The 12095-nt window shown below is 61.4% G+C and carries 13 protein-coding genes; 7 read left to right on the top strand and 6 right to left on the bottom strand.

Annotated features, from left to right (window positions below; translation table 11 throughout):
• The first annotated feature begins 68 nt into the window (after positions 1-68).
• Complete coding sequence (locus BLU46_RS15995) at positions 69-626, top strand: DNA-3-methyladenine glycosylase I (RefSeq protein ID WP_093203392.1); 558 nt, start codon at positions 69-71, stop codon at positions 624-626.
• Between the two features lie 40 nt (positions 627-666).
• Positions 667-1554 (top strand): lysophospholipid acyltransferase, encoded by an 888-nt coding sequence (locus BLU46_RS15990; RefSeq protein ID WP_003213605.1) that lies wholly within the window; start codon positions 667-669, stop codon positions 1552-1554.
• A gap of 129 nt (positions 1555-1683) precedes the next feature.
• Here the strand turns inward: BLU46_RS15990 and BLU46_RS15985 are convergent, their stop codons facing one another.
• The 5 genes from BLU46_RS15985 to def are packed head-to-tail and all read right to left on the bottom strand — an operon-like array spanning position 1684 to position 6261.
• Positions 1684-1995: a tetratricopeptide repeat protein gene (locus BLU46_RS15985; RefSeq protein WP_063033739.1), complete on the bottom strand. Its 312-nt coding sequence runs from the start codon at positions 1993-1995 to the stop codon at positions 1684-1686.
• An 18-nt stretch (positions 1996-2013) separates the two neighbouring features.
• Complete coding sequence (trkA, locus tag BLU46_RS15980) at positions 2014-3387, bottom strand: Trk system potassium transporter TrkA (RefSeq protein WP_003213611.1); 1374 nt, start codon at positions 3385-3387, stop codon at positions 2014-2016.
• A 22-nt stretch (positions 3388-3409) separates the two neighbouring features.
• Positions 3410-4720, bottom strand: coding sequence for a 16S rRNA (cytosine(967)-C(5))-methyltransferase RsmB (gene rsmB / locus BLU46_RS15975; RefSeq protein WP_063033738.1), 1311 nt, complete (start codon positions 4718-4720; stop codon positions 3410-3412).
• Entirely contained in the window at positions 4717-5697 is a 981-nt protein-coding gene (gene fmt / locus BLU46_RS15970) for a methionyl-tRNA formyltransferase (protein ID WP_093203387.1), read from the bottom strand. Before fmt ends, rsmB begins: the two co-directional genes overlap by 4 nt.
• 57 nt (positions 5698-5754) lie before the next feature.
• Positions 5755-6261 (bottom strand): peptide deformylase, encoded by a 507-nt coding sequence (def, locus tag BLU46_RS15965; protein WP_003213617.1) that lies wholly within the window; start codon positions 6259-6261, stop codon positions 5755-5757.
• A gap of 150 nt (positions 6262-6411) precedes the next feature.
• Here def and BLU46_RS15960 point away from each other — a divergent pair, with 150 nt between their 5' ends.
• From BLU46_RS15960 to BLU46_RS15950, 3 genes are all read left to right on the top strand, one after another.
• Positions 6412-7200, top strand: a complete 789-nt coding sequence (locus BLU46_RS15960; protein ID WP_093203382.1) for a peptidoglycan-binding protein — start codon at positions 6412-6414, stop codon at positions 7198-7200.
• A gap of 63 nt (positions 7201-7263) precedes the next feature.
• Positions 7264-8358 (top strand): DNA-processing protein DprA, encoded by a 1095-nt coding sequence (dprA, locus tag BLU46_RS15955; RefSeq protein ID WP_063033735.1) that lies wholly within the window; start codon positions 7264-7266, stop codon positions 8356-8358.
• Positions 8359-8412: 54 nt separating this feature from the next.
• The gene (locus BLU46_RS15950; RefSeq protein ID WP_003213622.1) at positions 8413-8970 is read left to right on the top strand and encodes an L-threonylcarbamoyladenylate synthase; all 558 of its coding nucleotides are present in this window, start codon (positions 8413-8415) and stop codon (positions 8968-8970) included.
• A 140-nt stretch (positions 8971-9110) separates the two neighbouring features.
• On the opposite strand, the gene BLU46_RS15945 is transcribed toward BLU46_RS15950, so the two are convergent.
• Positions 9111-10088, bottom strand: coding sequence for an NADPH:quinone reductase (locus BLU46_RS15945; protein ID WP_076013283.1), 978 nt, complete (start codon positions 10086-10088; stop codon positions 9111-9113).
• 158 nt (positions 10089-10246) lie between these two features.
• On the opposite strand from BLU46_RS15945, the gene hemF reads away from it, so the two are divergent.
• Entirely contained in the window at positions 10247-11176 is a 930-nt protein-coding gene (gene hemF, locus BLU46_RS15940; RefSeq protein ID WP_093203377.1) for an oxygen-dependent coproporphyrinogen oxidase, read from the top strand.
• Entirely contained in the window at positions 11176-11994 is an 819-nt protein-coding gene (aroE, locus tag BLU46_RS15935; protein WP_093203372.1) for a shikimate dehydrogenase, read from the top strand. Before hemF ends, aroE begins: the two co-directional genes overlap by 1 nt.
• The last annotated feature ends 101 nt before the right edge of the window (positions 11995-12095 follow it).

The raw sequence follows: 12095 nt of genomic DNA, 5'->3' as shown, positions 1-12095 counted from the left end.
TACTTGGGCTGCGATTTAAAGAGCGGGAGTATACCCGATTCGGCCGCGCCACCATCCCCTGGAGCCTTATGCCACGCTGCTTTTGGTGTTCTGAAGATCCGCTGTACATGGCTTATCACGATCAGGAGTGGGGAACGCCGCTGCGCGATGCGCAGGGACTGTTCGAGTTGCTTTTGCTCGAAGGGTTCCAGGCGGGCCTGTCCTGGATCACCGTTTTACGCAAACGCGAGCACTATCGAAAGGTCTTGTTTGGATTTGATGCACAGCGTTTGGCCCAACTGAGCGATGCCGAGATTGAAGCGCTGATGCTCGATCCGGGCATCGTGCGTAACCGCCTGAAACTCAATGCCACCCGGCGCAATGCCGCCGCCTGGCTGGCGCTGGAGGATCCTGTGGGGTGGCTCTGGTCGTTTGTCGGCGGCGTGCCCAAGGTCAATCATTTCAAGGATCGCAGCCAGGTTCCGGCGATTACGCCTGAAGCGGAAGCGATGAGCAAAGCCCTGAAAAAAGCCGGCTTTACGTTCGTCGGACCCACCATCTGCTACGCGTTCATGCAGGCCTCGGGCATGGTCATGGACCACACTCAGGACTGCGACCGTTACGCGGACCTGGCCAACGCCGGTTAGAATGGCGGTTTTGCGCACCACACACGATCAGGAGTGACCTGTGGAAAAGTTTAAAGGCGCCTTGCTGGTAGGCGCTCTTCGGTTGTTTGCCCTGCTGCCTTGGCGCGCGGTGCAAGCGGTCGGTTCGGCGATTGGCTGGATCATGTGGAAAACCCCCAACCGCTCCCGCGAAACGGTGCGGATCAACCTGTCCAAATGCTTCCCCGACATGGACCCGGCCGAGCGCGAGCGCCTGGTGGGACGCAGCCTGATGGACATCGGCAAGTCCCTGACCGAAAGCGCCTGCGCCTGGATCTGGCCGGCCCAGCGTTCCATTGACCTGGTGCGTGAAGTCGAAGGCCTGGAAGTGCTGCACGAAGCCCTGGCCTCGGGTAAAGGCGTGGTTGGCATCACCAGCCACCTTGGCAACTGGGAAGTGTTGAACCACTTCTATTGCAGCCAGTGCAAACCGATCATTTTCTACCGCCCGCCGAAGCTCAAGGCGGTGGATGACTTGCTGCGCAAACAGCGGGTGCAACTGGGTAACCGCGTGGCGGCGTCCACCAAGGAAGGCATCCTCAGTGTCATCAAGGAAGTGCGCAAAGGCGGCCAGGTGGGGATTCCTGCGGATCCGGAGCCGGCAGAGTCCGCCGGGATCTTCGTGCCGTTCTTCGCCACCCAGGCGCTGACCAGCAAGTTCGTGCCGAACATGTTGGCGGGGCACAAGGCGGTCGGAGTGTTCCTGCATGCCCTGCGGCTGCCGGATGGCTCGGGCTACAAAGTGATCCTGGAAGCGGCGCCGGAAGATATGTACAGCACCGACACAGCCACTTCATGTGCGGCGATGAGCAAGGTGGTTGAGCGGTATGTGGGGGCTTACCCAAGCCAGTACATGTGGAGCATGAAGCGCTTCAAGAAACGCCCGCCGGGTGAGGCGCGGTGGTACTGATGCACGTCGATCTGTAGACCCCTGCAGATCCAGTGTGGGAGCTGGCTTGCCTGCGATGGCATCACCTCGGTGTAACTGATGGACCGAGTTGCCTGCATCGCAGGCAAGCCAGCTCCCACAGGAATCTCTTCAGGCTTGGCGGTCGAGTTTCTTCAGGAATACGGTCATTTCTTTTTCGGCCTGCTTGTCGCCATGGGCCTGGGCCGCTGTAATCCCCTGCTCCCACGCCAACCGCGCCGCAGCACTATCACCCTGCCCCAACTGCGCCTTGCCCAACAGCTTCCACGCCGCCGAATACTTCGGATCAAACTCGACGCACTTCTGCAAATGCTCCGCCGCCTTCGCGTTGTCCTTCAGATCCAGATAACCCTTGCCCAAACCAAACCGCAGCAGTGAGTTATCCACACCCTTGGCGAGCATTTTTTCCAGGGATTCGAGCATGTCGGTCACTCCGTTTGATCAGAAAAAGCTCAGGCCCACGTGGAACAGTTTCTCCACATCGCGGATATGTTTTTTATCCACAAGGAACAGAATCACATGGTCGCCGGTGGCGATCACCGTGTCGTCGTGGGCGATGATCACTTCTTCATCGCGAATGATTGCGCCAATGGTTGTACCCGGTGGCAGGCCGATATCGCGGATCGCCTTGCCAATCACCTTGCTCGACTTCGAGTCGCCGTGGGCAATCGCCTCGATGGCTTCCGCCGCGCCTCGGCGCAACGAGTGCACACTGACGATATCGCCGCGCCGCACGTGGGCCAGCAAGGTGCCGATGGTTGCCAGTTGCGGGCTGATGGCGATGTCGATATCGCCGCCCTGGATCAGGTCGACATAGGCCGGGTTGTTGATGATGGTCATCACCTTCTTCGCCCCCAGCCGCTTGGCCAGCAACGACGACATGATGTTGGCTTCGTCATCGTTGGTCAGCGCCAGGAAGATGTCGGCGTCGGCGATGTTTTCTTCCAGCAGCAGGTCACGGTCCGAGGCACTGCCTTGCAGGACCACGGTGCTGTCGAGGGTGTCGGACAAATACCGGCAGCGTGCCGGATTCATCTCGATAATCTTCACCTGATAGCGGCTTTCGATGGCCTCGGCCAAGCGCTCGCCGATCTGCCCGCCACCCGCGATGACGATGCGTTTGTAGGTCTCATCCAGACGGCGCATTTCACTCATCACCGCGCGAATATTCGCCTTGGCGGCGATGAAAAATACTTCGTCGTCGGCTTCGATCACCGTATCGCCCTGAGGCAGGATCGGCCGGTCGCGACGGAAGATCGCCGCCACCCGTGTCTCGACGTTGGGCATGTGCTCGCGCAACTGGCGCAGTTGCTGGCCCACCAACGGCCCGCCGTAGTAGGCCTTGACCGCCACCAGTTGCGCCTTGCCTTCGGCAAAGTCGATCACCTGCAAGGCGCCTGGGTGTTCGATCAGGCGCTTGATGTAGTGGGTCACCACCTGTTCCGGACTGATGAGCACGTCCACCGGGATCGCGTCGTTGTCGAACAGCCCGGCGCGGGTCAGGTAGGCCGCCTCACGTACCCGGGCGATTTTGGTCGGGGTGTGGAACAGGGTGTGGGCGACCTGGCAGGCGACCATGTTGGTCTCGTCACTGTTGGTGACCGCCACCAGCATGTCGGCATCGTCGGCACCGGCCTGGCGCAGCACCGTAGGAAACGAGGCACGGCCTTGTACGGTTCGGATATCCAGGCGGTCGCCCAAATCCCGCAGGCGCTCCGCGTCGGTGTCGACCACGGTGATGTCGTTGGCTTCGCTGGCCAAATGCTCGGCCAGCGTACCGCCGACCTGCCCTGCGCCGAGGATGATGATTTTCATCCGGTCACTCCCTTAAAACCATTCAGCCGCGAGCGGCGGCAATCTTGATCAGCTTGGCGTAATAGAACCCGTCGTGGCCGCCTTCCTGGGCCAGCAACTGGCGGCCATGAGGCTGCTTGATCCCGGCCTGGATGTCGAGGTCCAGTTCTCGTGCACCGCTGGTGCGGGCCAGGAAGGCTTCGATGACTTCGGTGTTTTCGGTGGGCAGCGTCGAGCAGGTGGCGTACAGCAGGATGCCGCCGACTTCGAGGGTCGGCCACAACGCGTCCAGCAATTCACCTTGCAGCACGGCCAGGGCGGCGATGTCGTCGGGTTGGCGGGTCAGCTTGATGTCCGGGTGGCGGCGGATCACGCCGGTGGCGGAGCACGGCGCGTCCAGCAGGATGCGCTGGAAGGGCTTGCCGTCCCACCAGGTGGCGGTGTCGCGGCCATCGGCGGCGATCAGCTCGGCGCTGAGGCCCAGGCGGGCGAGGTTTTCCCGCACACGCACCAGGCGCTTGGCTTCCAGGTCGACGGCGACGACACCGGCCAGGTCTGCTTGTACTTCCATGATGTGGCAGGTCTTGCCGCCGGGGGCGCAACAGGCGTCCAGTACGCGTTGATCCGGGGCCAGGTCCAGCAGGTCGGCGGCCAGTTGCGCGGCTTCGTCCTGCACGCTGATCCAGCCTTCGGCGAACCCGGGCAGATTACGGACATCGCCCGGTTCTGTAAGAACGATGCCGTCCTGGCTGTAGACACAGGCCGTAGCTGCTACGCCGGCTTCGCCAAGCAGCGCGAGATACGCATCGCGAGTGTGATGACGGCGGTTCACCCGCAGGATCATCGGCGGGTGCGCGTTGTTGGCGGCGCAGATGGCTTCCCATTGCTCGGGCCAGAATGCCTTCAGGGATTTTTGCAGCCAGCGCGGGTGGGCGGTGCGCACCACGGGGTCATGTTCGAGCTCGGCCAGCAGCGCTTCGCTTTCACGCTGGGCGCGGCGCAGCACGGCGTTGAGCAAGGCCTTAGCCCAGGGCTTTTTCAGCTTGTCGGCGCAACCGACGGTTTCGCCGATGGCGGCATGCGCCGGCACGCGGGTGTAGAGCAGTTGATAGAGACCCACCAGCAGCAGCGCCTCGACATCGGCATCTGCGGCCTTGAACGGCTTTTGCAGCAGCTTGGCCGCCAGCGCCGACAAACGTGGCTGCCAGCGGGCGGTGCCGAAAGCCAGGTCCTGGGTGAAGCCGCGATCGCGGTCTTCGACTTTATCCAGCTGGGTCGGCAACGAACTGTTGAGAGAAGCCTTGCCGTTGAGTACAGCGGCCAGGGCCTTGGCGGCGGCCAGACGTGGGTTCATTGAGCGTCCACCGCTTGGCCGAGGACGATGCCGACGGCAAATTTCTCACGACGGCTGTTGAACAAATCGCTGAAGTTCAGCGCCTTGCCGCCGGGCAGTTGCAGACGGGTCAGGCACAGGTGTCCGCTGCCACACGCGACAACAAGGCCTTCTTTGCTGACGTGAGTAATGGCGCCGTTTACGTAGATCATGGACTCTGAGTAAGAAACCTCATGATCAAGTTTGACTTCTAGCACCTTTAGAGTTTCACCGTGAAGGGTACTGTGGCAGATCGGCCATGGATTAAATGCTCGTATTTGGCGTTCCAGCTCCACAGCCGGGCGGCTCCAGTCGATGCGGGCTTCATCCTTGTTCAGTTTGTGGGCGTAGGTGGCGAGGCTGTCGTCCTGTACTTCGCCTTCCAAGGTGCCGGCGGCCAGGCCGGCGATGGCTTGGATTACAGCCGGCGGGCCCATTTCGGCGAGGCGGTCGTGCAGGCTGCCGCCGGTGTCTTGACCGGTGATCGGGGTGGTGACTTTCAACAGCATCGGGCCCGTGTCCAGGCCCGCTTCCATGCGCATCACGGTCACACCACTTTCGGCGTCACCGGCTTCAACGGCGCGCTGGATCGGTGCCGCGCCGCGCCAGCGAGGCAGCAGCGAGGCGTGGCTGTTGATGCAGCCCAGGCGCGGGATATCCAGCACGGCCTGGGGCAGGATCAAACCATAAGCCACCACCACCAGCAGGTCGGGCTTCAGCGCAGCCAGTTCGGCCTGGGCGTCCGCGTTGCGCAGGGTTGGCGGCTGCAGCACGACAATGTTGTTCTCAAGTGCAAGCTGCTTGACCGGGCTGGGCATCAGCTTTTGCCCACGACCGGCCGGGCGATCGGGCTGGGTGTAGACCGCCACGATTTCATACGGGCTGGCGAGCAGGGCCTTGAGGTGTTCGGCGGCGAATTCGGGGGTGCCGGCAAAAACGATGCGCAGTGGCTCGGTCATGGGAAACGTCTCACAAAAGAAAAAGGCTTGCCGGAGCAAGCCTTTGAAAGAAGGGAATCAAGCTTGCTGGCGATGCTTCTTTTCCAGCTTCTTCTTGATCCGGTCGCGTTTAAGCGTGGACAGGTAATCGACAAACAGCTTGCCGTTGAGGTGGTCGCATTCGTGTTGGATGCACACCGCCAGCAGGCCTTCGGCAATCATCTCGAACGGCTTGCCGTCACGGTCCAGGGCCTTGATCTTGACGCGCTGGGGACGGTCGACGTTCTCATAGAAGTCAGGTACCGACAGGCAGCCTTCCTGATACTGGCCCATCTCGTCGGTCAGGGTTTCGAACTCAGGGTTGATAAACACCAGAGGCTCGCTGCGGTCTTCGGACAGGTCCATGACCACGACGCGCTGATGCACGTCGACCTGGGTCGCGGCGAGGCCGATACCCGGGGCTTCATACATTGTTTCAAACATGTCATCGACCAACTGACGAACCTTGGCGTCCACTACGGCCACTGGCTTGGCAATGGTGCGCAGGCGTGAGTCCGGAAATTCGAGGATGTTCAAAATAGCCATAAGCGTAATTGCTGCACATGTGAGGTAAAGGCAAGTCGGCGCCGGGGATGGACCCTTGATGTGCCGGAATAAGTGCCGTGGGAAAACGTCCGAAAGCCACGAAGGCCAAGGCGTTTCACGCGAATGCACATAATAAAGGAGATTCACCCCATGAGGAAATCGCTACTCGTCTTGCTGCTGTGGGCCCAGGCCGTTGTTGGCCAGGTTCCCGCGAGCTTTCCACAGGCGGGTCAACCGCTGCCGCGTCATACGCAACAAGCCATTCAGCGCTTTTTACTGCACAACCGCATTCTCGATACGCCCCAGGAACTGGACCACGCTCCCTATATTGTTGCAGCAGATGCCGGCCGAGTATTGGGCGCCAATGGCGAACGTGTTTATGCGCGTGGGGCCTTGGACCCTGCCGTGCAAAGCTACGGGATCTTCCGCCCGGGCAAGGCTTATACCGACCCCGATAGCCAGGAATGGCTGGGCATCAACGCTGATGACATAGGCACCGCACGTTTTGTGACAGCGGGCGACGTCAGCACATTGGGTGTGCAGCGGGTGACCCAGGAGGTGCGTCCCGGGGACCGGTTGCTCAGCCAGCAAGCACCCACGGACCTGGCCAGCCTGGTGATTCAGTGGCCTGCCCGCGCCATTGCCGGGCAAATCATCGACGTGCCCCGGGGCGTGACGCAGATCGGCGTGCTGGATGCCGTGACGTTGAACACGGGCCGCCGTGACGGGCTGATGGAAGGTCATTTGCTGGCCGTGGTGAAAGCCGGTGAAACCGTTCGGGACAGAGTGACCGGCGTTCCGATGAAGATGCCTGATGAGCCTGCCGGGACGCTGGTGGTGTTCCGCACCTACGAAAAGCTCAGCTACGGCCTGGTGCTCGGCGCATCGCGTTCGCTGGCGGTAATGGACCGTTTTGAGGCGCCTGATCAAAGGCAATAATTAGGTTGCTAAATAAGTTACCAACAGAGTTATCCACAGCTTGTTCCGATCAAGGACGATCAAATGTTACCGACGAATGACCGTGAAATTTCCCCAGCAGAACTGGAAGCCCGACTACGCTTGCACAGGCTGCCGGAACTGGGTCCCAAGGGCTTTAAAAAACTTATCGAGGCCTTTGGTTCTGCGTCAAAAGCCATCAGCGCACCGGCCAGTGCCTGGCGTTCTCTAGGCCTCAAGGTGGCCAGCGCCGATGCCAGGCGTTGCGAGGAAGTACGTGATGGCGCCAGTGCGGCATTGGCCTGGCTGGAGCGTCCGGCCCAGCATTTGCTGATGTGGGACCAACCCGACTACCCGGCATTGCTCGCAGAACTGGATGACGCGCCCCCGCTATTATTCGTCGCTGGCAACCCGGCGATTCTGGAAAAACCGCAATTGGCGATGGTCGGCAGCCGTCGTGCCTCCAGGCCAGGAATGGACACCGCCGCCGCGTTTTCCCGCAGCCTGGCCAGTGCCGGTTTTGTCATCACCAGCGGCCTCGCCCTGGGTATCGATGGCGCTGCTCACCAGGCGGCGTTGGATGTTGGTGGACATACAATCGGCGTGCTGGGCACCGGGCTCGAAAACTTTTATCCACAGCGCCACCGACGCTTGGCCGAAGCGATGATTGCCCAAGGCAGCGCCGTGGTTTCCGAGTTTCCGTTGGACGCCCCGCCCCAGGCCGGCAATTTCCCACGCCGCAACCGTATTATCAGTGGCCTGTCCCTTGGGGTGCTGGTGGTGGAGGCCAGCATGGCCAGCGGTTCGCTGATCACCGCACGCCTGGCGGCGGAGCAAGGCCGCGAGGTATACGCCATCCCCGGGTCGATCCATCACCCTGGAGCCAAAGGCTGCCATCAATTGATTCGAGATGGTGCGGTGCTGGTGGAAACCATTGAACACATCCTCGAAAACCTGCGCGGCTGGCAGGCACTGTCCCGCCCGGCACCGATTGCGGTCACTCACCCACTGGTGGCGCTGTTGCACGCGGCGCCCCACACCAGTGAAGCCCTGGCGATTGCCAGCGGAAGGGCCTTGTCCGAGGTGCTGGCCAGCCTGACGGAACTCGAGCTGGAAGGCCGGGTAATCTGCGAAAGCGGGCGCTGGCTTGCGCGCGGCTAGGTTTTGTAACGAAGATCGGTAAACTGCGCAGAGCTTTAGTCCGGAGAGTGAGCAATGGTCAACAGGTGGCGTGTGCGAGAAGCCGCACGAGAAATTCGCGCAGGCGCGGTGATTGCCTATCCAACCGAGGCGGTCTGGGGCCTGGGCTGTGACCCTTGGAACGAAGAGGCCGTGGATCGGTTGCTGGCGATCAAGGGCCGGTCTGTGGATAAGGGGCTGATCCTGATTGCCGACAATATCCGTCAGTTCGATTTTCTCTTCGAAGACTTTCCTGATGAGTGGATGGACCGCATGGCCAGTACCTGGCCTGGCCCGAATACGTGGCTGGTGCCCCATCAGGACTTGTTGCCCGAGTGGATTACCGGGGTGCATGACACGGTGGCGTTGCGGGTGACTGATCATCCGCAAGTGCGGGATCTGTGCTCGCTGGTCGGGCCATTGATTTCCACCTCGGCCAACCCACAGGGCCGCCCGGCGGCGCGCACGCGGATTCGTGTGGAGCAGTACTTCCGCGGGCAGGTGGATCTGGTGTTGGGCGGGAATCTGGGGGGGCGGAAGAATCCGAGTCTGATTCGGGATCTGGCAACGGGTGAGGTTGTGCGGCCGTCTTAAGACCGAGTCGCGGCCATCGCGGGCAAGCCCGGCTCCCACACTGATCTGCAGCGAACACAAAATTTATGTTCACCGCAGACTCCAGTGGGAGCCGGGCTTGCCCGCGATGAGGCCCTTACAGGCCCCAGAGACCTAAAGCCCTAAGGCAGCAGAATGGTCGACCCGGTAGTGCGCCGCGCCGACAACTCAATCTGCGCCTTCGCCGCATCCCCCAGCGAAAACCGCTGATTAATATCAATCTGCAACTTGCCACTGATGATCATCGAAAACAGATCATCCGCCATCGCCTGCAGGTTTTCCGGGTTGTTGGCATAGGTCGCCAAAGTCGGCCGGGTGACATACAGCGAGCCCTTGGCCGCCAGAATCCCCAGGTTAACCCCATCCACAGCGCCCGAAGCATTCCCAAAACTCACCACCAACCCGCGTGGCGCCACGCTGTCCAGCGAGGTGAGCCAGGTGTCCTTGCCTACGCCGTCGTACACCACTGGGCACTTCTTGCCGTCAGTCAGTTCCAGCACGCGTTGTGCGACATTTTCCTTGCTGTAGTCGATGGTTTCCCAGGCACCGAGAGATTTGGCCAGCGCCGCTTTTTCCGGCGAGCTGACGGTACCGATCAACTTCACGCCCAGGGCCTTGGCCCATTGGCACGCCAGCGAGCCCACGCCACCGGCAGCGGCGTGGAACAGAATGGTTTCGCCGCCCTTCAACTCATAGGTCTGGCGCAGCAGGTACTGCACGGTCAGGCCCTTGAGCATCGCCCCGGCAGCCTGTTCGAAGCTGATGTCGTCCGGCAGGTGCACCAGGTTGGCAGCCGGCAGCACATGCAATTCGCTGTAGGCACCCAGCGGGCCGCTGCCATAAGCCACGCGATCACCGACCTTGAATTGAGTGACTTCGCTACCCACCGCATCAACCACGCCAGCGCCTTCAGCGCCCAGACCCGACGGCAAGGCCGGTGGTGCGTACAGGCCGCTGCGGAAATACGTGTCGATGAAGTTCAGGCCAATGGCCTTGTTCTGCACGCGAACCTGCTGCGGGCCGGGTTCTGCGGGGGTGTAGTCCACATACTCAAGTACTTCGGGGCCGCCATGGGCACGGAACTGGATACGTTTGGCCATCTGCACTCTCCTTAAGTCATTTCGCGTAGCCCCCTATCGGACTCCTAAGCTTGATCTTCGTCAACTGTGGCAGTAGTGGGTGCAGTGGTATCCTGTGCGCCCATTTGCCGCCGACGCCCAATGGCCTCGCGTAGCTTTGCCCGATTCAAGGTGATGTCATGACTACCCGCACCGAGGCTGTCAAAGCCTACCTGCTCGACCTGCAAGACCGCATTTGCAGCGCCCTGGAAACCTTTGAGACGGACACTCGCTTTATCGAAGACGCCTGGACCCGGCCTGCCGGCGGCGGTGGTCGTACCCGTGTGATCGAAAACGGTTCGGTAATCGAAAAAGGCGGCGTTAATTTTTCCCACGTGTTTGGCAGCGGCCTCCCACCGTCCGCCAGCGCGCATCGCCCGGAATTGGCCGGTCGCGGTTTTGAAGCCCTAGGCGTGTCGCTGGTCATCCACCCGCACAACCCGCATGTGCCGACTTCCCACGCCAACGTACGTTTTTTCATCGCTGAAAAAGAAGGCGAAGAGCCGGTATGGTGGTTCGGTGGCGGCTTCGACCTGACGCCCTACTACGGCAACGAAGAAGACTGCATCCACTGGCACCGCGTCGCCGAGCAGGCCTGCGCGCCGTTTGGCCCGGACGTTTATTCGCGCTACAAGGCCTGGTGCGACACCTACTTCCACATCAAGCACCGCAACGAACCCCGGGGCATCGGCGGTTTGTTCTTCGATGATTTGAACGAGTGGGACTTCGACACCAGCTTCGCCTTCATGCGCGCCATCGGCGATGCCTACATCGATGGCTACCTGCCAATCGTCCAGCGCCGCAAGGCCATGGCCTATACCGAGCAGCAGCGTGAGTTCCAGGAATTCCGCCGTGGCCGCTACGTCGAGTTCAACCTGGTCTACGACCGTGGCACTTTGTTTGGCCTGCAATCGGGCGGACGCACCGAGTCGATCCTGATGTCGCTGCCGCCGCAAGTGCGCTGGAGCTATGACTGGAAAGCTGCGCCTGACAGTGAAGAAGCGCGCCTTACCGACTACTTCCTGCAAGATCGCGACTGGCTGGGCGTGCTGCCCAAGGCGGCGGTGTGATGGATCGTTATGTCGTCTTCGGCAACCCCATTGGCCACAGCAAGTCGCCTCTGATTCACCGTCTGTTCGCTGAACAAACGGGTGAGCAACTGGACTACAGCACCTTGCTCGCACCACTGGATGATTTCACCGGCTGTGCGAAAGCATTTTTCGCACAAGGCCGCGGTGCCAACGTCACCGTCCCGTTCAAGGAAGAGGCCTATCGACTGGCCAGCACCCTGACCGAACGCGCCCAACGGGCCGGCGCGGTGAATACCCTGAGCAAGCTTGCCGATGGCAGCCTGTTGGGAGACAACACCGACGGCGCCGGCCTGGTGCGGGATTTGACGGTGAATGCCGGGATCGGCCTGCAAGGCAAACGCATCCTGCTGCTGGGCGCCGGTGGTGCGGTGCGCGGTGCGTTGGAGCCGTTGCTGGCTGAGCAGCCGGCTTCGCTGATCATCGCCAACCGCACTGTGGAAAAGGCCGAAATGCTCGCCGAACTGTTCGACGACCTCGGCCCGGTGTCCGCCAGCGGTTTCGACTGGCTGCGTGAGCCGGTGGACCTGATCATAAACGCCACCTCCGCCAGCCTGTCAGGCGATGTACCGCCGATTGCGGGCAGCCTGATCGAACCCGGAAAGACTTTTTGCTACGACATGATGTACGGCAAAGAGCCTACGGCTTTCTGCCGCTGGGCCAGTGAACAAGGCGCCGCGGTGGCGATGGATGGCCTGGGGATGCTGGTGGAACAGGCCGCGGAAGCGTTCTTCCTGTGGCGCGGCGTTCGACCGGACTCCGCGCCGGTATTAGCTGAGCTGCGCAGGCAACTGGCCTGACGCAAATCCAAATGTGGGAGCTGGCTTGCCTGCGATAGCGGTGGGTCAGCTACACACCTGGCACTGATACACCGCTATCGCAGGCAAGCCAGCTCCCACAT

It is taken from the genome of Pseudomonas yamanorum (assembly GCF_900105735.1).
GTDB classification, from domain to species: Bacteria; Pseudomonadota; Gammaproteobacteria; order Pseudomonadales; family Pseudomonadaceae; genus Aquipseudomonas; species Aquipseudomonas yamanorum.
This window is presented reverse-complemented; position numbering and strand designations above follow the sequence as displayed.